The sequence below is a fragment of the Streptococcus mitis genome, assembly GCF_003942685.1.
In the GTDB taxonomy this organism is placed as follows: domain Bacteria; phylum Bacillota; class Bacilli; order Lactobacillales; family Streptococcaceae; genus Streptococcus; species Streptococcus mitis_CD.
Window position 1 is genome coordinate 272,349 of sequence record NZ_RJNR01000001.1, and the last position, 24,667, is coordinate 297,015.

Below are 24,667 nucleotides of genomic sequence, written 5' to 3' on the forward strand. Positions count from 1 at the left end.
AAGAAGAAAATAGGAGAAGGACATGGCTAAGTCAAACTTTGAAAAAGTAGAATCAGTTGTTGGCTGGGTTCGTGATAAGAAGATCACAGGCTACCGTATCTCTAAAGAAACGAATGCGCGTGAAATGTCTATCATTGCTCTAGCGCAGGGGCGTGCAAAAGTAAAAAATATTTCGTTTGAAACAGCTCTAGGTTTAATTGATTTCTATGATAAAAATCATGAAAAATTTGAAGATTAATCTTTGGATAATGGCGGATTCTTGAATAAGGTCTGCCTTTTCATTTTTTGGCTAGTAAAAAGACTGCACGGTTGATGCAGCCTTTTCTTTTTATTTGAGATAACGTTGAAGGAATTCTTTTGTACGCTCTTCTTTAGGATTGGTGAAGAGGTCTTCTGGTTTGCCTTCTTCAGCAATCACGCCCTTATCCATAAAGATAACACGGTGAGAGACATCACGGGCAAATTCCATCTCGTGGGTTACAACAATCATAGTCAAGCCTTCCTGAGCTAAATCCTGCATGATTTTGAGGACTTCTCCAACCATTTCTGGATCGAGAGCTGATGTTGGTTCATCAAAGAGAATAGCGTCAGGATTCATTGAAAGGGCACGAGCGATGGCCACACGTTGTTTTTGACCACCTGAGAGTTGTTTTGGCTTGGCTTGCCAATAGCGTTCTCCCATGCCGACTTTTTCTAGGTTTTCTTTGGCAATCTTTTCAGCTTCTGCACGTTCGCGTTTAAGGACAGTTGTCTGAGCGACGATTGTATTTTCAAGCACGTTGAGATTTTCAAAGAGGTTAAAGGATTGGAAAACCATTCCCAGCTTTTCACGGTATTGAGTGAGGTCATAGCCTTTTTCGAGGACGTTTTGTCCATGATAAAGGATTTGACCATCAGTTGGTGTTTCAAGTAGGTTAATGGAGCGTAGGAAGGTTGATTTCCCACTTCCAGAGCTTCCGATGATAGAGATGACCTCTCCCTTGTGGACAGTGAGAGAAATATCTTTTAGCACTTCGTTTTGTCCATAGGATTTTTTGAGGTGTTTAATTTCAAGGATTGCTTGTGTCATTATTTCAAATCCTCCGTTTGCATTTGGTTAGCACCTGTAGTATAGGTATCCATGTCCATTCGGCGCTCGATGAAGCGTAGGATACGTGTTACGGTGAAGGTGAGGACAAAGTAAATCACTGCGATGATTGTAAATGTCTGGAAGTATTGATAGGTTTGCGTCGCCACGGTATTTCCTGAGAAATAAAGTTCAACAACAGAGATAACGTTCAATACAGATGTATCTTTGATATTGATGACAAATTCATTACCAGTTGCTGGCAGGATGTTACGGACTACTTGAGGTAGGACAATCTTACGCATGGTTTGGTTATGAGTCATACCAAGAGCAGTAGCGGCTTCAAATTGTCCCTTGTCAACTGCTAGGATACCACCACGGACGATTTCAGTCATGTAGGCACCGGTGTTGATCGAAACGATGAAGATAGCAGCTAGTGTACGGTCAAGGTTGATACCGAAAGCTTGGGCAGTTCCATAGTAGATAACCATCGATTGAACAATCATTGGTGTACCACGGAAAATTTCAATGTAGACATTGAGGATCCAGCCGACTAGTTTTTGTAGACCATAAATGGCTTTATTCTCAGATAGAGGAGCAGTACGGAAGACACCAATGGCAAGGCCAATAATGAGACCTGTGATGGTTCCGACAATAGAGATTAAAAGAGTGACACCAGCACCACGCAAAAGTTGTTGCCAGTTTTCAGAAAGAATTTTAGCGACTTGGCTAAAGAAACTACTGCTAGTCTCTTCAGTTGTTGTAGCTTCGGCAGGTTGTTCCTTGATCATACGATCCATTAGGGCAACTTGCTCATCTTTTGAAATGGTTTCAATGCTGGCATTAATCTGGCTAATACGAGTGTCATCTTTACGAAGTCCAATGGCAATAGCTGTGTCTTCTTCTCCGGTTTTGAAACCTGGTTCTACTTGAACCATCTTGAACTTAGAGTTAGCAGCTTCAGCAGTCAGTGCTTCTGGGCGTTCAGAAACATAGGCATCGATGACACCAGCCTCAAGAGCTTGGCGCATTTGAGCGAAGTCTCCCATGGCTGTTTCTTTTTTAGCACCCGGGATTTGTGTAATCAAGTCGTAGAGGTAGACACCTTGTTGAGAAGTGATTTTTGCACCGTTAAAGTCATCCAAAGATTTAGCACTTGCGTAGGCAGAATCTTTTTTGACTAGTAGGACAGGTTCGCTAGTGTAGTAACTGCTTGAAAAGGCAATTTCTTGTTTACGCTCGGCAGTAGGACTCATACCTGCGATAATCATGTCAATCTTACCAGAAGTAAGGGCAGGAACTAGACCTTCCCACTTTGTTTTAACAACCAAAGGTTCTTTACCTAAGTCCTTAGCGATTTTCTTGGCGATTTGAACATCGTATCCGTTAGCATACTGGTTAGTCCCATCGATTTTGACAGCCCCATTGCTATCATCATCCTGAGTCCAGTTAAAGGGAGCATATGCTGCTTCCATCCCGATGCGTAAATATTCATCGGCTTGGGCAACATTGACAAGTCCCAGAATCAGCAAGAGACTTGTGAAAATAGATAAGTATATTTTTCTCATGATTTCTCCTATTTCTAATCTATTAAAAAATAACTGTCTCCTATTTTATCGAAAAAAACTCTATTTTTCAACATAGGTAAGCCCTTACTTATGAAAAAGTGATATAATGATAGCAAAGATAAAAAGGGGGCTTAGTTGATGAAAAAAATTTTTTTCTTACTGGTGTTAGGCTTGTTTTGCCTTCTTCCACTTTCTGTTTTTGCCATTGATTTCAAGATAAACTCTTATCAAGGAGATTTGTATATTCATGCAGACAATACGGCAGAATTTAGACAGAAGATAGTTTACCAGTTTGAGGAGGACTTTAAGGGTCAAATTGTGGGACTTGGACGGGCTGGCAAGATGCCTAGCGGATTTGACATTGACCCTCATCCAAAGGTTCAGGCTGCGAAAAACGGTGCTGAACTGACAGATGTTACGAGCGAAGTGATAGAAGGAGCAGATGGTTATATTGTTAAAGTTTATAATCCAGGCCAGGAAGGCGACACAGTTGAAGTTGACCTTGTCTGGAACTTAAAGAATCTGCTTTTTCTATATGATGACATCGCTGAATTAAATTGGCAACCTCTGACAGATAGTTCAGGGGCTATTGGGAAGTTTGAATTTCATGTAAGGGGAGACAAGGGGGCTGAAAAACTCTTTTTCCATACAGGGAAACTTTTTAGAGAGGGAACGGTTGAAAAGAGTAACATTGATTATACTATCCGTTTAGACAATCTACCGGCTAAACGTGGAGTTGAGTTACATGCCTATTGGCCTCGGACTGATTTTGCTAGCGCTAGGGATCAGGGATTGAAGGGGAATCGTTTAGAAGAGTTTAATAAGATAGAAGACTCGATTTTTAAAGAAAAAGAGCAAAGTAAACAACTCGTTACTTGGGTCTTCCCTTCGATACTTTCTATCTCCTTGTTATTGAGTGTCTGCTTCTATTTTATTTATAGAAGAAAGACCACTTCTTCAGTCAAATATGCCAAAAATCATCGTCTCTATGAACCACCAATGGAATTAGAGCCTATGGTTTTATCAGAGGTGGTTTACTCGACCTCCTTGGAGGAAGTGAGTCCCTTGGTCAAGGGAGCTGGAAAATTCACCTTTGATCAACTTATTCAAGCTACCTTGCTAGATGTGATAGACCGTGGAAATGTCTCTATCATTTCAGAAGGAGATGCAGTTGGTTTGAGGCTAGTAAAAGAAGATGGTTTGTCAAGCTTTGAGAAAGACTGTCTAAATCTGGCCTTTTCAGGCAAAAAAGAAGAAACTCTTTCCAATTTGTTTGCGGACTACAAGGTATCTGATAGCCTTTATCGTAGAGCAAAAGTCTCTGATGAAAAACGGATTCAAGCAAGAGGGCTTCAACTCAAATCTTCTTTTGAAGAAGTATTGAAAGAGATGCAAGAAGGGGTGAAAAATCGAGTTTCTTTCTGGGGGCTTCCGGATTATTATCGTCCCTTGACTGGTGGAGAAAAGGCCTTGCAAGTGGGGATGGGACTCTCTACTATCCTACCCCTATTTATCGGATTTGGTTTGTTCTTGTACAGTTTGGATGTTTATGGCTATCTTTTCCTCCCCTTGCCTATACTTGGTTTTCTAGGTTTGGTTTTGGCTGTTTTCTATTATTGGAAGCTTCGGCTAGATAATCGTGATGGTGTCCTAAATGAAGCAGGAGCAGAAGTCTACTATCTCTGGACCAGTTTTGAAAATATGTTGCGTGAGATTGCACGATTGGATCAGGCTGAATTGGAAAGTATTGTGGTCTGGAATCGCCTCTTGGTCTATGCGACCTTATTTGGCTATGCAGACAAGGTCAGTCATTTGATGAAGGTTCATCATATTCAAGTGGAAAATCCAGATATCAACCTCTATGTAGCTTATGGCTGGCACAGTATGTTTTATCATTCAAGCGCGCAAATGAGCCATTATGCAAATGTCGCAAATACAGCAAGTACCTACTCCGTATCTTCTGGAAGTGGAAGTTCTGGCGGAGGCTTCTCTGGAGGCGGAGGTGGCGGCAGTATCGGCGCCTTTTAAAGAGAACTATCACTGGCTGAAAAAATATGCTATAATGGAAGATAGAAAAAGGAGTAATCTATGTATCTTATTGAAATTTTAAAATCTATCTTCTTCGGGATTGTTGAAGGAATTACGGAATGGTTGCCGATTTCCAGTACAGGTCACTTGATTTTAGCAGAGGAGTTTATCCAATACCAAAATCAGAATGAATCTTTTATGTCCATGTTTAATGTTGTGATTCAGCTTGGTGCGATTTTAGCGGTTATGGTCATTTACTTTAACAAGCTCAATCCTTTCAAACCGACTAAGGACAAGCAGGAAGTTCGTAAGACTTGGAGACTGTGGTTGAAGGTCTTGGTTGCCACTTTACCTTTGCTTGCCGTCTTTAAATTTGATGATTGGTTTGATACTCACTTCCATAATATGGTTTCTGTTGCTCTCATGTTGATTATCTATGGGATTGCCTTTATCTATTTGGAAAAGCGCAATAAAGCTCGTGCTATCGAGCCAAGTGTAACAGAGTTGGACAAGCTTCCTTATACGACAGCCCTCTATATCGGACTCTTCCAAGTTCTTGCCCTTTTACCAGGAACTAGCCGTTCTGGAGCAACTATTGTCGGTGGTTTGTTAAATGGAACCAGTCGTTCTGTTGTGACAGAATTTACCTTCTATTTAGGGATTCCTGTTATGTTTGGAGCTAGTGCATTAAAGATTTTCAAATTTGTAAAAGCAGGACAACTCTTGAACTTTGGGCAATTGTTCTTGCTCTTGGTTGCGATGGGAGTAGCTTTTGCAGTCAGCATGGTCGCTATTCGCTTTTTGACAAGCTATGTGAAAAAACACGACTTTACTCTTTTTGGTAAATACCGTATCGTACTCGGTAGTGTCTTGTTGCTCTATAGTTTTGTGCGTTTATTTGTATAAGAAAAACCTTGAAGGGTCCAGGCTCTTCAAGGTTTTATACTCAATGAAAATCAAAGAGCAAACTAGGAAGCTAGCCAAAGGTTGCTCAAAACACTGTTTTGAGGTTGCAGATAGAGCTAACGTAGTTTGAAGAGATTTTCGAAGAGTATTAAAATCCAGTCACGGTAATCCCCAGCAGGCGGACACCTCTTTCTTTCTCGCTTAATTCTTCATAGAGTTGCAGGGCTATTTGGCTTATCTGACTAGCATCCTGTGTTCTTTGAGCCAGACTTTTTCGTTTAGTAAGAGTGGAAAAGTCTTCGTAGCGGATTTTCAAAATGACAATTTTTCCAGCATTTTCTTGCTGATTGAGATTGAGAGCGACTCTTTCTGATAGGAGAGTCAGCTCTTTTTTGATGTCTTCCTCGGCACGGAGAATCTTTCCATAGGTTTTCTCCTTACCGATTGATTTACGGATACGATTGGATTTGACTGGGGAGTTATGAATGCCACGAGCCTTTCGATAAAGGTCATAGCCCAGTCTGCCAAAACGGTCTATTAGGGTCACTTCAGGGACGTCAAGTAAATCAGCTCCAGTAAAAATACCCATTTGATGAAGTCGTTCCACCGTCTTTTTTCCTACTCCATGAAACTTGGAAATATCCATTTGTTTGAGAAAATCCTCAGCTTGGTCAGGTAGAATCACTGTCAAACCATGTGGTTTTTGATAATCGCTAGCCATTTTAGCTAAGAATTTATTGTAGGAAACACCGGCAGAAGCAGTTAGATGAAGTTCCTGCCAGATATCCTCTTGAATGAGGCGAGCAATTTTGACCGCTGACTTGATACCGAGTTTATTTTCTGTTACATCCAAATAGGCTTCGTCAATACTCATAGGTTCAATCAAATCTGTATAGCGCTTAAAAATAGCTCGAATCTGGAGTCCCACAGCTTTGTATTTCTCATAATTTCCTGAGATGAAGACGGCCTGGGGACAACGCTCATAGGCTTCCTTAGAGCTCATGGCTGAATGGACACCAAAAGCTCGCGCCTCATAGCTACAGGTAGAAACGACTCCCCGCCCACCTGTTTGCCGAGGGTCGCTTCCGATAATGACAGGTTTTCCTCTGAGTTTAGGATTATCTCTGATTTCCACCGCAGCAAAAAAGGCATCCATGTCAATATGGATGATTTTTCTTGACAAATCATTTAACAAAGGAAAAATCAACATGCCTAGCCCCCCTTTTACCGCTTATTTTCTTTTATTATACCCTTTTTTCTGAAAAAAAGAAAAAAGGACTTCGTTTTTTCAAAAATATAATACAGTTTGAGGAAAAATATAGACTGTTTTAGAAAAGAAAGTGTAAAAACAGGGATTTTTCGCTTGTTGAAATCGGTTACTGTATGGTATACTTGTCTCATGAATGTAACAGATGACTGTTACTAGAAAGAAAAAAGAGGACATTAACATGGTTGTTAAGACAGTTGTTGAAGCACAAGATATTTTTGACAAAGCTTGGGAAGGCTTCAAAGGCGTAGATTGGAAAGAAAAAGCAAGTGTATCACGCTTCGTACAAGCTAACTACACACCTTACGATGGAGACGAAAGCTTCCTTGCAGGACCAACAGAACGTTCACTTCACATCAAAAAGATTGTAGAAGAAACTAAGGCTCACTACGAAGAAACTCGTTTTCCAATGGATACTCGTCCAACATCTATTGCTGATATCCCTGCTGGATTTATCGACAAAGAAAATGAAGTTATCTTTGGTATCCAAAACGATGAACTCTTCAAATTGAACTTCATGCCAAAAGGTGGTATCCGTATGGCTGAAACTACTTTGAAAGAAAATGGATACGAACCAGACCCAGCTGTTCACGAAATCTTCACTAAATACGTAACAACAGTTAACGACGGTATCTTCCGTGCTTACACTTCAAACATCCGTCGCGCTCGTCACGCTCACACTGTAACTGGTCTTCCAGATGCATACTCACGCGGACGTATCATCGGTGTTTACGCACGTCTTGCTCTTTACGGTGCAGACTACTTGATGCAAGAAAAAGTAAACGACTGGAATGCAATCGAAGAAATCGATGAAGAAACAATCCGTCTTCGTGAAGAAATCAACCTTCAATACCAAGCATTGCAACAAGTTGTTCGCTTGGGTGATCTTTACGGAGTTGATGTTCGCAAACCAGCGATGAACGTTAAAGAAGCTATCCAATGGGTTAACATCGCCTTCATGTCTGTCTGCCGTGTTATCAACGGTGCTGCTACATCCCTAGGTCGTGTGCCAATCGTATTGGACATCTTTGCAGAACGTGACCTTGCTCGTGGTACATTTACTGAATCAGAAATCCAAGAATTCGTTGATGATTTCGTTATGAAACTTCGTACAGTTAAATTTGCTCGTACAAAAGCTTACGACCAATTGTACTCAGGTGACCCAACTTTCATCACAACTTCTATGGCTGGTATGGGTAACGACGGTCGTCACCGTGTTACTAAGATGGACTACCGTTTCTTGAACACTCTTGACAATATCGGTAACTCTCCAGAACCAAACTTGACAGTTCTTTGGACTGATAAATTGCCATACAACTTCCGTCGCTACTGTATGCATATGAGCCACAAACACTCTTCTATCCAATACGAAGGTGTTACAACAATGGCCAAAGACGGATATGGTGAAATGAGCTGTATTTCATGCTGTGTGTCTCCACTTGACCCAGAAAATGAAGAACAACGCCACAACATCCAGTACTTCGGTGCGCGTGTAAACGTATTGAAAGCCCTTCTTACTGGTTTGAACGGTGGTTACGACGATGTTCACAAAGACTACAAAGTATTTGACATCGAACCAATCCGTGACGAAGTTCTTGAATTCGAATCAGTTAAAGAAAACTTTGAAAAATCTCTTGACTGGTTGACTGACACTTACGTAGATGCTTTGAACATCATCCACTACATGACTGATAAGTACAACTACGAAGCTGTTCAAATGGCCTTCTTGCCAACTAAACAACGTGCAAACATGGGATTCGGTATCTGTGGATTTGCTAACACTGTTGATACATTGTCAGCTATCAAATACGCTACAGTTAAACCAATCCGTGACGAAAATGGCTACATCTACGATTACGAAACAATCGGTGAATACCCACGTTGGGGTGAAGATGATCCTCGTTCAAACGAATTGGCAGAATGGTTGATTGAAGCTTACACAACTCGTCTACGTAGCCACAAACTTTACAAAGACGCAGAAGCTACAGTTTCACTTTTGACTATCACATCTAACGTTGCTTACTCTAAACAAACTGGTAACTCACCAGTCCACAAAGGTGTATACCTCAACGAAGATGGTTCTGTTAACTTGTCTAAACTTGAATTCTTCTCACCAGGTGCTAACCCATCTAATAAAGCTAAAGGTGGATGGTTGCAAAACTTGAACTCACTTTCTAGCCTTGACTTTAGTTATGCGGCTGATGGTATCTCATTGACTACACAAGTATCACCTCGCGCTCTTGGTAAGACTCGTGACGAACAAGTTGATAACTTGGTAACAATCCTTGATGGTTACTTTGAAAACGGTGGACAACACGTTAACTTGAACGTTATGGACTTGAACGATGTTTACGAAAAGATCATGTCAGGTGAAGACGTTATCGTACGTATCTCTGGATACTGTGTAAACACTAAATACCTCACTCCAGAACAAAAAACTGAATTGACACAACGTGTCTTCCACGAAGTTCTTTCAATGGATGATGCTTTGGATGCGTTGAGCTAAGATTATATAAAAATAATACAAAGAAGGACTAGTTAAAAGCTAGTTCTTCTTTTTGTAAAATTTATTGGTCAATTAAAGTCAAATTGCTTGACCTTTTTTGACTAATGTAGTATATTGTGAACGTAAGGTAAATGAAAACCTTGCTAGAACACTTATTTAAAGTAAAATAGAAAGAGGTGGGGTCTATGTTTAATCTAGAAATCTTTAGAAGTAAAGATAGTCTACTCCTGCTTGAAAAAGAAAAACCAGAAATAGTACGTAGAGTAGCGATTTAGCTAGTCTAAATTTTTTAAAATAAAGGTCAAAGATAGTCAATATCAGTAATCATAACTAAGTAAACAAAAAGAGGTAAAGAATATGAACAACAACTTTAATAACTTTAACAACATGGATGATTTATTTAACCAATTGATGGGTGGCATGCGAGGATATAGTTCTGAAAACCGTCGCTACTTGATTAATGGATGTGAAGTCACACCTGAGGAATTTGCTCACTATCGTGCAACTGGCCAATTGCCAGGAAATGCAGAAACTGATGGAAAAATGCCACAACAGGCTTCAGGTATGAAACAAGATGGTGTCCTTGCTAAACTCGGTCGTAACTTGACAGCAGAAGCGCGTGAAGGCAAGCTGGATCCTGTTATCGGACGAAACAAGGAAATTCAAGAAACTTCTGAAATCCTCTCACGCCGTACCAAGAATAATCCTGTTTTGGTCGGAGATGCAGGTGTTGGTAAAACAGCCGTTGTCGAAGGTCTAGCACAAGCCATTGTGAACGGAGATGTTCCAGCTGCTATTAAGAACAAGGAAATCATTTCCATTGATATCTCAGGTCTTGAGGCTGGTACTCAATACCGTGGTAGCTTTGAAGAAAACGTTCAAAACCTAGTCAATGAGGTCAAAGAAGCGGGAAATATCATTCTCTTCTTTGATGAAATTCACCAAATCCTCGGTGCTGGATCTACTGGTGGAGACAGTGGATCTAAAGGGCTTGCGGATATTCTTAAGCCAGCTCTTTCACGTGGAGAATTGACAGTGATTGGCGCAACGACTCAAGACGAATACCGTAACACGATTTTGAAGAATGCAGCTCTTGCTCGTCGTTTCAACGAAGTCAAGGTCAATGCTCCTTCAGCAGAGGATGCTTTTAAAATTCTTCAAGGAATTCGTGACCTCTATCAACAACACCACAATGTCATCTTGCCAGACGAAGTTTTGAAAGCAGCGGTGGATTATTCTGTTCAATATATTCCACAACGTAGCTTGCCAGATAAGGCTATCGACCTTGTCGATGTTACGGCGGCTCACTTGGCAGCTCAGCATCCAGTAACAGATGTTCATGCTGTTGAACGTGAAATTGAGGCAGAAAAAGACAAGCAAGAAAAAGCAGTTGAGGCAGAAGATTTTGAAGCAGCTCTAAATTATAAAACACGCATCGCAGAATTGGAAAAGAAAATCGAAAACCATACAGAAGATATGAAAGTGACTGCAAGTGTCAACGATGTGGCTGAATCTGTAGAACGTATGACGGGTATTCCAGTATCTCAAATGGGGGCTACGGACATCGAACGTTTGAAAGATATGGGTCATCGTTTGCGGACAAAAGTTATTGGTCAAGATAAGGCCGTTGAAGCAGTAGCAAAAGCTATCCGTCGTAACCGTGCTGGTTTTGATGAAGGAAATCGCCCAATCGGTAGCTTCCTCTTTGTAGGTCCTACTGGTGTTGGTAAGACTGAGTTGGCTAAACAATTGGCTCTTGATATGTTCGGAACGAAAGATGCTATCATCCGTTTGGACATGTCAGAATACAGCGACCGCACAGCCGTATCTAAATTGATTGGTACAACTGCAGGTTATGTTGGTTACGATGACAACAACAATACCTTGACAGAACGCGTCCGTCGCAATCCATACTCAATCGTCCTTCTCGACGAAATTGAAAAGGCTGACCCTCAAGTCATCACCCTTCTCCTTCAAGTTTTGGACGATGGTCGTTTGACAGATGGTCAAGGTAACACTGTCAACTTCAAGAATACGGTGATTATCGCAACTTCAAACGCAGGCTTTGGTTACGAAGCTAACTTGACAGAAGATGCTGATAAACCAGAATTGATGGATCGTTTGAAACCTTACTTCCGTCCAGAATTCCTTAACCGTTTCAATGCTGTCATCGAATTCTCACACTTGAGCAAAGAAGATCTTTCTAAGATTGTGGACTTGATGTTGGTTGAAGTTAACAAGACGCTTTCTAAGAAAGACATTGACTTGGCAGTGAGCGAAGCTGCTAAAGAATACATGACTGAAGAAGGATATGATGAAGTTATGGGTGTTCGACCTCTTCGTCGCGTGGTTGAACAAGAAATTCGTGATAAGGTGACAGACTTCCACTTGGATCATTTAGATACCAAACATCTGGAAGCAGATATGGAAGATGGCGTTTTGATTATTCGTGAAAAAGCCTAAGACAGAATTTTGAGGATAAAAAAAGAAGGAGCCAGCTGAAAAGCTGGTTCCTTTTTTATGTTTAGATCACATGGCGCTCAAAGGCATCGTCTGAAATCCCTTGTTCCAAGATGAGTTTAGCCCATTCTTTAGCAGAAAAGAGGCTGTGATCCTTGTAGTTACCGCAAGATTCGATGGTTGTTCCAGGAACATCTTCCCAAGTAGTAGTTTCAGCGATTTCTTTGAGCGAATCCTTGATAACAGATGCGATTTCAGCACTGGTGTGGCGCCCCCACATAATCATGTGGAAGCCTGTGCGGCAACCAAATGGTGAACAGTCAATCATGCCGTCGATGCGGGTACGGATGAGTTTTGCTAAGAGGTGCTCGATAGTGTGAAGGCCAGCAGTAGGGATAGAGTCTTCATTGGGTTGCACTAAGCGAATATCATAATTGGAGATGACATCTCCCTTTGGCCCTTTTTCCTCCCCAATCAAGCGAACATAGGGTGCCTTAACAATGGTGTGGTCAAGTTCAAAACTTTCAACAATAACTTCTTTTGGCATGGTAAATCCTTTCAGTTTTCTTCTTTCATTATAACATAAAGCCGGCTCTTGAGGCAGAGAGAAAACCTCTCCGAGGCTGGAGAGGTTGAAATCTTTATTTACGATACAAGCGGTCGTATTGGTAGTAAGGGTCAAAGGTTACATTGATACCCAGTTTACGAAGGACATTCTTGTCTTCATCGGTTAAGATGATGGTTGAGTGGGCTTCGCTTCCTTTGAGGTTGCCAAGTTCTTCCATAGCACGAGCAGCATCAGGATTTTCTGTAGCAGTGATAGCAAGTGCAATCAGGATTTCATTTGAATGCAGGCGTGGATTACGACTACCGAGATGATCGATTTTAAGACCTTGGATTGGCTTAACAACTTCAGGTTCGATTAGTTTTACTTCTTTAGCAATATCAGCTGATTTCTTGATAGCGTTGATAAGAGCAGCGGCTGTAGGGCCAAAGAGTTCTGAGTTTTTACCAGTCACAATCTCCCCATTTGGTAATTCAAGGGCTAGGGCTGGTCCACCAGTTTCTTCTGCTTTTTGGCGTGCAGCAACAGCAACCTTACGGTCTGTAGGTGTGATACCGAGGTCGTTCATAAGCAACTCGATTTTCTTGACAGCTGGTTCACCAACTTTTTCGGCTTTAAAATCAAGAACAGTTTGATAGTAACGGCGGATGATTTCTTGTTTAGAAGCTTCGACAGCCGCTTCGTCATCAGTAATAGCGAAACCAACCATGTTGACACCCATGTCTGTCGGTGAAGCGTATGGAGATTCACCAAGGATACGTTCCAACATGCGTTTGAGCACTGGGAAAATCTCGATATCACGGTTGTAGTTGACAGTGGTTTCTCCATAGGTTTGGAGATGGAAGGGGTCAATCATGTTGACATCGTCAAGGTCTGCGGTTGCAGCCTCGTAGGCCAAATTGACTGGGTGATGAAGGGGAAGATTCCAAACTGGGAAGGTTTCAAATTTAGCGTAGCCAGACTTGATACCATTGATTTGGTCGTGGTACATATTGGACATACAGGTTGCCAATTTTCCAGAACCAGGTCCAGGAGCGGTTACGACGATCAAGTTGCGACTGGTTTTGATGTAGTCGTTTTTCCCCATACCTTCTGGCGAAATGATGTGATCCATATCCGTCGGATATCCTTTGATTGGATAATGAAGATAAGAATCGATACCATTTTTCTCAAGTTGGTTACGGAAGGCATCTGCAGCAGGTTGGCCAGCGTACTGTGTGATGACAACGGAGCCAACAAAAATCCCTAATTCATTGAATTTGTCAATCAAACGAAGAACTTCTTGGTCATAAGAAATGCCCAAGTCACCACGTGCTTTGGAATGTTCGATATTGCTAGCATTAATAGCAATCACAACCTCAACCTGCTCTTTCAATTCTTGTAAGAGCTTGATTTTGTTGTCAGGCTCATAACCAGGAAGAACGCGAGCAGCGTGGAAATCTTCTAACATTTTGCCGCCAAACTCCAAGTAGAGCTTGCCGTCAAATTGGTTAATGCGCTCCAAAATGTGGTCGCGCTGTAGATTCAAATATTGTTCAGAACTAAAAGCTTGTTTTTTCATTTTTTTACCTCTGACCTCTATTATAATAAAAAATTGGAAGTTAGGAAACTATGGAGTTAAAAAAGGAATCAAAAAGATTAGGCAAACGCTTGCATAAAATTTTAAAAAGCGCTATCATAGATTACAGATTATTAAAATAATGAGGTAAGAAGATGCAAGAAAAATGGTGGCACAATGCCGTAGTCTATCAAGTCTATCCTAAGAGCTTTATGGATAGCAACGGAGATGGAATTGGCGATTTGCCAGGAATTACCAGTAAGTTAGACTATCTAGCCAAGTTAGGAATTACAGCGATTTGGCTTTCTCCAGTTTATGACAGTCCTATGGATGATAATGGCTATGATATTGCTGATTATCAAGCGATTGCAGCTATTTTCGGAACCATGGAGGATATGGACCAACTGATCGCGGAAGCTAAGAAGCGTGATATTCGTATCATCATGGACTTAGTGGTCAATCATACCTCAGATGAGCATGCTTGGTTTGTCGAGGCCTGTGAAAATCCTGATAGCCCTGAACGAGACTACTATATTTGGCGGGATGAACCTAACGACCTAGATTCTATCTTTAGTGGTTCTGCTTGGGAATACGATGAAAAGTCAGGTCAATACTATCTTCACTTTTTCAGTAAGAAACAGCCGGATCTCAACTGGGAAAATGAAAAGCTTCGTCAGAAAATTTATGAGATGATGAACTTCTGGATTGATAAAGGCATTGGCGGCTTCCGTATGGATGTTATTGACATGATTGGGAAAATTCCTGACGAGAAGGTAGTCAATAATGGTCCTATGCTCCATCCCTATCTCAAGGAGATGAATCAGGCGACCTTTGGAGATAAGAATCTCTTAACAGTAGGAGAAACTTGGGGGGCAACGCCAGAGATTGCCAAGCTCTACTCTGATCCAAAGGGTCAAGAATTGTCTATGGTCTTCCAGTTTGAGCATATCTGTCTTCAGTATCAGGAAGGTCAGCCTAAATGGCACTATCAAAAAGAGTTGAATATCGCTAAGTTAAAAGAGATTTTCAACAAATGGCAGACAGAATTAGGAGTTGAGGATGGTTGGAATTCCCTCTTCTGGAACAATCATGACCTCCCTCGTATTGTCTCTATCTGGGGAAATGACCAAGAATACCGCGAAAAATCTGCCAAAGCCTTTGCCATCTTGCTTCATCTCATGAGAGGAACTCCTTATATCTACCAAGGCGAGGAGATTGGGATGACCAACTATCCGTTTGAAACACTGGACCAAGTAGAAGATATTGAATCCCTCAACTATGCGCGTGAAGCTCTTGAAAAAGGCGTTCCGATGGAAGAAATCATGGACAGTATCCGTGTCATTGGTCGTGACAATGCCCGTACCCCTATGCAATGGGACGAGGGCAAAAATGCTGGTTTCTCAACAGGTCAACCTTGGTTGGCAGTGAATCCAAACTATCAAGCAATCAACGTTCAAGAAGCGCTGGCAAATCCCGATTCTATTTTCTATACTTATCAGAAACTGGTTCAAATCCGTAAGGAGAATAGTTGGCTGATTCGAGCTGACTTTGAATTGCTTGATACGGCTGACAAGGTTTTTGCCTATATCCGTAAAGATGGCAACCGTCGATTCCTAGTCGTAGCTAATTTGTCCAATGAAGAACAAGACTTGACCGTAGAAGGGAACGTCAAATCGGTCTTGATTGAAAACATCGCGGCTCAAGAAGCATTTGAAAAACAAATCTTGGCTCCATGGGATGCTTTCTGTGTGGAATTACTATAAACATTTTTTACAGAAAAATCTAAAAATCGAAATCGTATAAAAACAAGGGAGGACTGTATGAAAGGCAGAAATCCTTTGTTTTTTTATGGCAAAGATTTATAAACTTTCATTCTAGAAATTCAATTAACTTTACAAATTTCCACTATTTTGGTAAAATAAACCTATGTTATAAAAACTAACATAAAGGAGAAAGAAGATGACTACAAAAAAGCGTATCCTTAGTGCAGGCCTGACTGTTGCAGCTGCTTTGCTTTTAGCTGCTTGCGGACAATCAGGTTCAGATACAAAAACTTACTCATCAACCTTTAGTGGAAATCCAACTACATTTAACTATTTATTAGACTACTACGCTGATAATACAGCCATTATTACCAACCTAGTTGATGGCTTGCTTGAAAATGACAATCACGGGAACTTAGTTCCGTCTTTGGCAGAAGACTGGTCTGTTTCAAGCGACGGTCTGACTTATACCTACAAACTGAGAAAAGATGCCAAATGGTTCACGGCTGACGGTGAAGAGTACGCCTCAGTCAAAGCACAAGATTTTGTGACAGGTATCAAGTATGCAGTGGACAATAAATCACAGGCCATTGACTTGATTCAAAACTCGATCAAGGGTTTGAATGATTATATTACAGGAGCGGATTCTGATTTCTCTAAGGTTGGGGTGAAAGCTATTGACGACCAGACTGTTGAGTATACTTTGGCACGTCCAGAGCCTTACTGGAATTCAAAAACAACCAATAGTATTCTTTTCCCGGTAAATGAAGAGTTTTTAAACTCAAAAGGGAAAGATTTTGGGACCCTATCTCCAGATAGCATTCTCTACAGCGGACCTTATTTGTTAAAAGATTTCACATCAAAATCATCTATCGAGTATGTGAAAAATCCGTATTACTATGATCATGACAAAGTATCAATTGAACACGTGAAATTGGCCTATTTTGATGGTTCAGACCAAGAATTGACCATCCGTAACTTTGAAAGTGGAGCTTATTCTATCGCTGGGGTTTATCCAAATAGTTCTAACTTCGCCAAGACCAAGGAGAAATATAAGGATAATATCGTCTATAGCTTGCAAGACAAGACTTCTTGGTATTTTAATTTCAACGTCAACCGTAAGGCCTACAATCACACTGCTAAAACGACAGATGAGCAGAAGAAGTCAACTGAGACAGCTGTCTTGAACAAAAACTTCCGCCAAGCGGTGAACTTTGCCTTGGACCGCGCAGCCTATTCTGCTCAGTCAAATGGGGAAGAAGCAGCTAGCAAGACTCTTCGTAACACCCTAGTGCCTCCAACATTTGTCCAAGTTGGAGACAAGACCTTTGGAGAAGTAGTCGCTTCTAAATTGGTTAACTATGGCACAGAATGGTCAGGTATGAACTTGGCAGATGCTCAGGATGCCTATTTCAACAAAGAAAAAGCCCAAGCAAAATTTGCGGAAGCTAAAAAAGAATTGGCAAGTCAAGGTTTGACTTTCCCAATTCACTTGGATGTGGCAGTTGATCAGACAAGTAAAAACGCTGTGACAGGTATGAACTCTGTTAAGCAGACACTTGAGTCAGTTTTAGGTGCTGATAACATTGTCATTGATGTTCAGCAACTTTCAACAGATGATTTTAATAATGTAGCTTTCTTGGCACCGACACCAGCTGATCGTGACTATGATTTGAACTTTGATGGTTGGGTAGGTGACTACCAAGATCCGTCAACTTATCTCAATCCTTTCAATGCTGAGGATGGGTTCTACCTCAAGATTTTTGGTTTAGATGCTCAAGAAGATAAAGCTAAGATTGCTAGCTTGGGGCTTGATACCTACACCAAGATGCTCAAAGATGCAGATAGTGAAAATAAAGATGTAGGCAAACGCTATGAAAAATATGCTGAAGCACAGGCTTGGATGATTGACAATTCTCTGATTATGTCAGCTATGTCGAGCGGTGGAACAGCATCTGTAACCAAAGTAACGCCATTTACAAGAGGTTATTCACTAGTCGGCATCAAGGGTGACGGCAATAACTACAAGTACATGAAGCTGCAAAAAGATACTGTAACAACCAAACAGTATGAAGAAGCTAAAATCAAATGGGAGCAAGAAAGCAAAAAAGCAATCGAAAAAGCCCAAAAAGAAGCAGAAAATCATGTTAAATAATGATGAGCGAGGTTCCGTAAGGGACCTTGTTTGTTATATTTTTGATTCGTATTCCTCTGTCTATGAAACGAGAATGTCAAAATAGGAAACGATAGATACTTTACAGGTTATAAAAAAACAATTATTCCTTCGGAGTACATTTAGAAGATATATTGAAAACGCTGATAAAAAAAGGAATAAATGGAAATTATTTCATGATTGTGATATAATAATTCTGATAATCAACATATAGGGGAAAACTATGAATAAACGTTCAAAAAGAGCCCGTTCGGGTAAAGTTAAGCGGAGCATTAATATAGCTTTATTAACCATTTATGTATTATTGGGTGGTTTTTTGCTGTTCTTGATTTTTAGACATAATATATTGGCGTTTAGATACCTGAATGTTATGACGGCAGCTGTAGTGATTTTGGTCGCTTTAGCGAGTCTGCTTTTGATCATTTATAGAAAAGCAGAAAAGTTTACAATTTTCTTTTTAACACTAGCTATTTTAATGAGTTCAGTTTCTTTTTTTGCACTGCAACAATTTGTCGGCTTTACTAGTCATATCAATTCTACGTCAAATTACTCAGAATACTCAATGAGTGTTGTTGTTCTGAAAGATAGTGACGTTCATAATGTCACGCAATTAGATAGTGTTACAGGACCTACGGATACTGATAATGATAATATTCAAAAATTGATAGCTGATATCAAAACTAGTCAGAGCAAAGAATTGACGGTTGAACAAAGCACCTCATACCTTGCAGCTTATAAGAGCTTGGTATCAGGTGAAGCAAAAGCGATTGTCTTAAATAGCGTCTTTGAAAATATTATAGAATCTGAATACCCTGATTACGCATCAAAAATTAGGAAAATCTACACTAAAAATATCACCAAAGAAGTAGCTGCTCCTAAAGTTTCTAAGAACAAATCCTTCAATGTCTATGTGAGTGGTATTGACACTTACGGACCAATTAGTTCAGTTTCTCGTTCAGATGTCAACATTTTGATGACTGTTAATCAAGATTCAAAAAAAATTCTATTGACAACAACCCCTCGAGATTCTTATGTTCCGATTGCTGACGGCGGGAATAATCAAAAAGATAAGTTGACTCATGCAGGTATTTATGGAGTTGACTCCTCTATTCATACTTTGGAAAATCTTTATGGAGTTGATATTAATTACTATGTTCGTCTAAACTTCACTTCGTTCTTGAAATTGATTGACCTCCTTGGTGGAGTTGATGTCTATAATGATCAAGAGTTTACCGCTCATACAAATGGGAAGTTCTATCCTGTAGGGAACGTTCATCTTGACTCGGAGCAAGCTCTTGGTTTTGTGCGTGAGCGCTATTCTTTAGCTGATGGGGATCGTGACCGTGGTCGTAATCAACAAAAGGTGATCGTCGCAATCATACAGAAATTAACTTCTACCGAAGCATTGAAAAATTATAGTGATATTCTTCAAGGTTTGCAAGATTCCCTTCAAACAAATATGCCTATCGAAACGATGATGGATTTGGTTAATACTCAATTGGAGAGTGGTGGCAGTTATAAAGTCAACTCTCAAGACCTCAAAGGTACAGGTCGAATGGGACTTCCTTCTTATGCTATGCCAGATAGTAACCTCTATATGATGGAAATCGATGACAGTAGTTTAGCAGCTGCTAAAAGTGCGATACAAGATGTGATGGAGGGAAGATGATATGATTGATATCCATTCTCACATTGTCTTTGATGTAGATGACGGGCCAAAGTCTATAGAAGATAGCAAAGCCCTTTTAAGAGAAGCGTATAATCAAGGGGTTCGGATGATTGTTTCGACTTCCCATCGTCGAAAAGGGATGTTTGAGACTCCAGAAGAAAAAATAGCGACGAATTTTTTAAAGGTTCGTGAGATTGCTAAAGAAGTGGCAGATGATTTGGTCATTGCTTACGGAGCAGAGATATACTATACTCCAGATGTTCTAGAAAAATTAGAAAACAAGCGCATTCCTACTCTCAATAACAGTCGTTATGCTTTGATTGAATTTAGTATGAATACACCCTATCGCGATATTCATAAAGGATTAAGCAATATTTTGATGTTGGGGATTACCCCGGTGATTGCTCATATTGAACGTTATGATGCTCTGGAAAACAATGAAAAACGTGTTCAGGAACTGATTGATATGGGATGCTATACGCAAGTAAATAGTTCTCATGTTCTAAAACCTAAGCTCTTTGGTGAAACCTATAAATTCATGAAAAAGAGAGCCCAATATTTTTTGGAGAGAGACCTGGTTCATGTCATTGCAAGTGATATGCATAACCTAGATAGTAGACCCCCTTATATGGAGGAGGCTTATCAGATTATTTCTAAAAAGTATGGTAGGGGCAAGGCGGAAGAGCTATTTGTAGAGAACCCTAGGAAAATTATAATGGATCAAATAATTTAGGAGAAAATATGAAAGAACAAAATACTATGGAAATCGATGTATTTCACCTATTTAAAATTCTTTGGAAAAGAAAAATTCTAATTGCATTAGTAGCAATTGTAGCTGGAGCTTTAGCTTTTGCCTATAGTGCTTTTATCGTTAAACCGGAGTTCACTAGTACTACACGGATTTATGTAGTCAACCGTAATCAGGGGGATAAACCTGGTTTGACAAACCAAGACTTGCAAGCTGGATCATACTTGGTTAAAGACTATCGTGAAATTATTTTATCTCAAGATGTTTTGGAAAAGGTGACATCTAATTTGAAATTAGATCTATCACCAAAAGATTTGGCTAGTAAAGTCAAGGTAACCGTACCAGTCGATACCCGTATCGTATCTATTTCAGTTAATGATAGAGTCCCTGAGGAAGCTAGTCGTATTGCTAACTCCTTGAGAGAAGTAGCTGCTGAAAAGATTATCAGTATCACACGCGTTTCTGATGTCACAACACTTGAAGAAGCTCGTCCCGCTATAGCACCATCTTCTCCAAATATTCGTAGAAATACAATTATAGGTCTACTTGGAGGAACAGTCTTTACGGTTATCGTTGTTCTGATCGTTGAACTGGTTGACACACGAGTGAAACGTCCAGAGGATATTGAAGATGTTATGCAAATCGCATTGTTGGGAGTTGTTCCAAATTTGGATAAATTGAAATAGGAGAGAGATATGCCGACATTAGAAATAGCACAGAAAAAATTAGATCTGGCCAAAAAAGCGGAAGAATACTATAATGCCTTGCGTACGAATATACAATTGAGTGGAAATAATTTACAAGTGATTTCTATCACTTCAGTTAAACCGGGTGAAGGAAAGTCAACGACTTCTACAAACATTGCTTGGGCCTTCGCGCGTGCAGGTTATAAGACCTTGTTAGTAGATGCTGATATTCGGAATTCTGTCATGTCAGGTGTCTTCAAGTCACGTGAAAAAATTACCGGATTGACAGAGTTTTTATCTGGAACAACAGACCTATCTCATGGTCTATGTGATACCAATGTTGAAAATCTATTTGTAGTTCAAGCTGGGTCTATCTCACCCAACCCAACTGCTTTATTGCAAAGTGAAAACTTCAGTACTATGATTGATACACTTCGCAAATATTTTGATTATATTATTGTTGATACAGCACCTATTGGTATCGTTATCGACGCAGCTATTATCACACAAAAATGTGATGCATCTGTTTTAGTTACTGCGGCAGGAGAGGCGAACAGAAAAGATGTTCAGAAGGCTAAAGATCAATTGGAACAAACGAATAAACCATTCTTGGGAGTTGTATTAAATAAATTCAATACTTCAGCTGAGAAATATGGTTCTTACGGTGAGTATGGTTCTTACGGAAATTATGGGAGAAAATAGGGGCTCTTGTAGTTATAAAATTTTCTGAGGATGTTATTACAAGGAGGGGAGTTTAGGTGAAACAAAATAATATAATCTATTTTTGTTTTAAAAGATTTATGGATGTATTTATCGGTTTGTGTGGAACAATATTTATCGTTTTACCCTGTTCTCTAACTATCTTTTCAATCTACAAGATTAAAGGTTATAAAGGAAGTATATTTTTTACACAATATAGAGTAGGTCTCAGAGGGAAAAAATTTAAAATCATTAAGTTTAGATCGATGGTCGAAAATGCAGAAGAAATTCTGATCTCGAATAAGGAACTTTATGAAAAATATAAAAACAATAGCTATAAATTGCCACCAAACGAGGATCCACGGCTTACAAATATTGGAGATTTTATAAGAAGAACAAGTATTGATGAAGTTCCTCAGTTTATAAATTTGTTACTAGGTGATATGAGTCTTATTGGGCCAAGGCCAATTCTTGAAAATGAACTAGATGAATATTCTGAGGAAGAGCAGGAAGTTTTATTGTCTGTTCGTCCTGGAATTACGGGGATATGGCAAATTTCAGGTAGGAGTCGAGTATATTATCCTGAACGTTGTGAAATGGAATTATATTATCCTAGAAATCAGTCTTTGTGGTTAGACATCAAAATTTTCTTTTTGACTATTAGAAGAGTGTTATCCGGTGACGGAGCTCATTGAGAATTTAAGCTGAGTCAGTATGAAGTGGAACATATAAAGATAAAATTGAATACAAAAAGGATATCTTTGGTATTCAATTTTATCTTTTTGGGTCAAGATAGTTTTAGTGAAAATCTATTTTGACTGGATATTTTTTCAACAGAGAATGATTACAATTTTGATTAAAAGGTAGTTGAGCTAGATATGGATGAAGGGAATTGAATTAGGATATAGAAATGTCTAAAACGTATAGAATCATAGTTGCGACACATAAACAATTTCAAATGCCAGAGGATAAGGACTTGTATATCCCTATCCAAGTTGGTAGTGAGGGTAAGGAAGATTTAGGTTATCAACCAGATAATCAAGGAGTTCATATTTCTCACCTTAATCCTTATTATTGTGAATTAACAGGATTATATTGGGCTTGGAAAAATTTAGAATGTGATTATCTTGGATTGGTACATTACCGCAGATATTTCACATCAAAACGACACTCATATAGAGAAGCAATTAGTATGGATGATATTATTCTTTCAAAGTCAGAAGTTAAAAACTTGCTGTCAAAATATGATGTTGTTGTTCCTAAAAAAAGGAAATATTATATTGAAACGCTATACTCACACTATGCACATACTCACGATGCCAACCATTTAGACGTGACACGCCAGATTGTGAGTGAATTGAGACCGGATTATATCGTCGCTTTTGATCAGGTCATGAAACAACGCAGTGGCTATATGTTCAATATGTTTATCATGTCTAAAGAAAATGTAGCAGCCTATTGTGAATGGTTATTCCCGATTGTCGATGAACTCTATAGAAGATTAGACATTACAGACTATTCTGCTTTTGATGCTAGATTATTTGGTCGTATCAGTGAACGTTTGTTCAACGTTTGGTTGGCAAAACAAGGTTTGCGGGTAAAAGAGATACCGTTTATCTATATGGAGAAAATTGACTTGATTCAAAAAGGAAAATCTTTCCTACAAGCAAAATTCTTTGGGAAAAAATATGGACAGAGTTTTTAGTTAGGAATAAAAATAGTGATGAAAATAGTAGTACAAAAAAGGTCTTTGCCAGAAATTTTAGCTCTTACTGCTCTAGGGATATTTTTATTTGTTTCAATTTTAGATGCTACTTTTTATGTTCAACATCTACCAAGAATTGCTTATAAGGTGCTGATAGCCATTTCACTCGCTTTGTTAGTTATAAAAGAGTTATATAAAAAGGATTATGATTATAGAACTATTATAGGTTTAATTATTACAGTTTTAGTTTATTTGATTATAGGGAAAATAAGTACTTTAAGTTCAAATATTGCGATAAGTCTATTTTTTATATACGCTTTACGTGATATACCTTTTAAAAGTGTAGCAAAAACTTCCTTAGTAGTAAGTGTTCTGATGTTACTGTTTGTTATATTTAGCGCAAATATGGGAGTTATTACAAATTATTTAGAAATTTCTGGGACTCGAGTCCGTAGTTATCTAGGGTTCAGATATGCCCTACTTCCATCGATCTTACTTATGAATGTAGTTGCTACTACACTCTATATAAATAAAAACAACATAAGATATTGGCAGTGGTTATTACTATCCTTGTCTGTTTATTGGGTATATGGACAAACTGATTCTCGCTTAACATTTTACAATTCTTGTATATTGTTAGCCTTCAATATACTAATAAAGTGGTTCCCTAATATATTGTCTAAGTTAGGGAATGTGTTTAAAATTTTCAAATTCACCTTTATTTTTAATGCAATAATTAGCTTTTGGATTACAATAAATTATCTCGGATCAAACAATTATTTTGTAAATGGTTTCTTTTTCAAGTTAAATCAGGCGTTAGGTGGTAGATTATACTTGGCTAATAAATCTCTGGAATTATTTGGTTTTGGTTTATTTGGGAAACCAGTTGAATGGAATGGCAATGGTCTGACCGTTGAAGGAGTTAGAAATTATCAGACATATCTGTATGTTGATAATTTGTATATTCAAGTTCTACAAAAATTTGGTTTACTCGTTCTAGTTTTAATGGTAACGCTATTAACGTTAACACTTTCTAAAGCTATCAAGAAAAATCAGTGGATTATTGCTTTTATTTTAATTGTGATGAGTTTTCAGTCTATGATAGACGATCTAAATTTGTACCTCCATTACAATATCTTTTGGATTTTGATAGGTAGTTTAATTTACTCAGATTACCAATTTTCTGATGAAAGTGATGAAGAGTTAGGGGGGAATTCTTTTGAAGAAATTATATAGTAGTATGCTAAGAAATATTTAGCAAGAACTTACAAGAGTATAGCCGGAGAAGACTGTTGTATAT

19 protein-coding genes are annotated in these 24,667 nt (G+C 39.2%); 14 read left to right on the forward strand and 5 right to left on the reverse strand.

All coding sequences use genetic code 11. The features are described from left to right. Nucleotides 1-22 precede the first annotated feature (22 nt). Nucleotides 23-238: a capsule biosynthesis transcriptional regulator gene (locus D8855_RS01365; RefSeq protein WP_001130035.1), complete on the forward strand. Its 216-nt coding sequence runs from the start codon at nt 23-25 to the stop codon at nt 236-238. A gap of 90 nt (nt 239-328) precedes the next feature. Here the strand turns inward: D8855_RS01365 and D8855_RS01370 are convergent, their stop codons facing one another. Together D8855_RS01370 and D8855_RS01375 are read right to left on the reverse strand one after the other, a co-directional pair. Next, on the reverse strand, nt 329-1,069 hold the full coding sequence (locus tag D8855_RS01370) for an amino acid ABC transporter ATP-binding protein (RefSeq protein WP_049487447.1): 741 nt from the start codon (nt 1,067-1,069) through the stop codon (nt 329-331). Next, nucleotides 1,069-2,634, reverse strand: coding sequence for an ABC transporter substrate-binding protein/permease (locus D8855_RS01375; protein WP_049487448.1), 1,566 nt, complete (start codon nt 2,632-2,634; stop codon nt 1,069-1,071). The genes D8855_RS01370 and D8855_RS01375 overlap by 1 nt, the downstream gene beginning before the upstream one ends. Nucleotides 2,635-2,772: 138 nt before the next feature. Here D8855_RS01375 and D8855_RS01380 point away from each other — a divergent pair, with 138 nt between their 5' ends. After that, entirely contained in the window at nt 2,773-4,662 is a 1,890-nt protein-coding gene (locus tag D8855_RS01380; protein WP_125415581.1) for a DUF2207 domain-containing protein, read from the forward strand. A gap of 60 nt (nt 4,663-4,722) precedes the next feature. After that, a complete protein-coding gene (locus D8855_RS01390; RefSeq protein ID WP_125415583.1) occupies nt 4,723-5,568 on the forward strand; it encodes an undecaprenyl-diphosphate phosphatase in 846 nt (281 codons plus the stop codon). A gap of 148 nt (nt 5,569-5,716) precedes the next feature. Here D8855_RS01390 and dinB read toward each other — a convergent pair whose 3' ends face one another. Next, nucleotides 5,717-6,778: a DNA polymerase IV gene (gene dinB, locus D8855_RS01395; RefSeq protein WP_125415584.1), complete on the reverse strand. Its 1,062-nt coding sequence runs from the start codon at nt 6,776-6,778 to the stop codon at nt 5,717-5,719. Nucleotides 6,779-7,016: 238 nt separating this feature from the next. Between dinB and pflB the strand changes: the two genes are divergently transcribed. Continuing rightward, entirely contained in the window at nt 7,017-9,341 is a 2,325-nt protein-coding gene (gene pflB / locus D8855_RS01400) for a formate C-acetyltransferase (RefSeq protein ID WP_020901544.1), read from the forward strand. Between the two features lie 357 nt (nt 9,342-9,698). After that, complete coding sequence (locus D8855_RS01405; protein ID WP_125415585.1) at nt 9,699-11,804, forward strand: ATP-dependent Clp protease ATP-binding subunit; 2,106 nt, start codon at nt 9,699-9,701, stop codon at nt 11,802-11,804. A 61-nt stretch (nt 11,805-11,865) separates the two neighbouring features. Here the strand turns inward: D8855_RS01405 and D8855_RS01410 are convergent, their stop codons facing one another. Continuing rightward, entirely contained in the window at nt 11,866-12,348 is a 483-nt protein-coding gene (locus D8855_RS01410) for an S-ribosylhomocysteine lyase (protein WP_049510097.1), read from the reverse strand. Between the two features lie 94 nt (nt 12,349-12,442). After that, on the reverse strand, nt 12,443-13,927 hold the full coding sequence (locus D8855_RS01415) for a DUF1846 domain-containing protein (protein WP_125415586.1): 1,485 nt from the start codon (nt 13,925-13,927) through the stop codon (nt 12,443-12,445). Between the two features lie 152 nt (nt 13,928-14,079). Between D8855_RS01415 and D8855_RS01420 the strand changes: the two genes are divergently transcribed. From D8855_RS01420 to D8855_RS01460, 9 genes are all read left to right on the forward strand, one after another. Continuing rightward, the gene (locus D8855_RS01420; protein ID WP_049510094.1) at nt 14,080-15,687 is read left to right on the forward strand and encodes a glycoside hydrolase family 13 protein; all 1,608 of its coding nucleotides are present in this window, start codon (nt 14,080-14,082) and stop codon (nt 15,685-15,687) included. A 196-nt stretch (nt 15,688-15,883) separates the two neighbouring features. Next, entirely contained in the window at nt 15,884-17,842 is a 1,959-nt protein-coding gene (locus D8855_RS01425; RefSeq protein ID WP_125415587.1) for a peptide ABC transporter substrate-binding protein, read from the forward strand. A gap of 241 nt (nt 17,843-18,083) precedes the next feature. After that, complete coding sequence (cpsA, locus tag D8855_RS01430; RefSeq protein ID WP_049510090.1) at nt 18,084-19,529, forward strand: LCP family glycopolymer transferase CpsA; 1,446 nt, start codon at nt 18,084-18,086, stop codon at nt 19,527-19,529. A gap of 1 nt (nt 19,530) precedes the next feature. Beyond that, a complete protein-coding gene (gene cps4B, locus D8855_RS01435) occupies nt 19,531-20,262 on the forward strand; it encodes a capsular polysaccharide biosynthesis protein Cps4B (protein WP_049493112.1) in 732 nt (243 codons plus the stop codon). A gap of 8 nt (nt 20,263-20,270) precedes the next feature. Beyond that, complete coding sequence (cpsC, locus tag D8855_RS01440; RefSeq protein ID WP_049493109.1) at nt 20,271-20,963, forward strand: capsular polysaccharide biosynthesis protein CpsC; 693 nt, start codon at nt 20,271-20,273, stop codon at nt 20,961-20,963. Between the two features lie 9 nt (nt 20,964-20,972). Further along, nucleotides 20,973-21,665, forward strand: coding sequence for a tyrosine-protein kinase (locus tag D8855_RS01445; protein WP_049493106.1), 693 nt, complete (start codon nt 20,973-20,975; stop codon nt 21,663-21,665). 98 nt (nt 21,666-21,763) lie between these two features. Beyond that, nucleotides 21,764-22,357, forward strand: a complete 594-nt coding sequence (locus D8855_RS01450; RefSeq protein WP_125415637.1) for a sugar transferase — start codon at nt 21,764-21,766, stop codon at nt 22,355-22,357. A 215-nt stretch (nt 22,358-22,572) separates the two neighbouring features. Beyond that, nucleotides 22,573-23,367, forward strand: coding sequence for a DUF4422 domain-containing protein (locus D8855_RS01455; protein WP_049493100.1), 795 nt, complete (start codon nt 22,573-22,575; stop codon nt 23,365-23,367). Nucleotides 23,368-23,385: 18 nt separating this feature from the next. Continuing rightward, a complete protein-coding gene (locus D8855_RS01460; protein WP_049493098.1) occupies nt 23,386-24,603 on the forward strand; it encodes a hypothetical protein in 1,218 nt (405 codons plus the stop codon). The last annotated feature ends 64 nt before the right edge of the window (nt 24,604-24,667 follow it).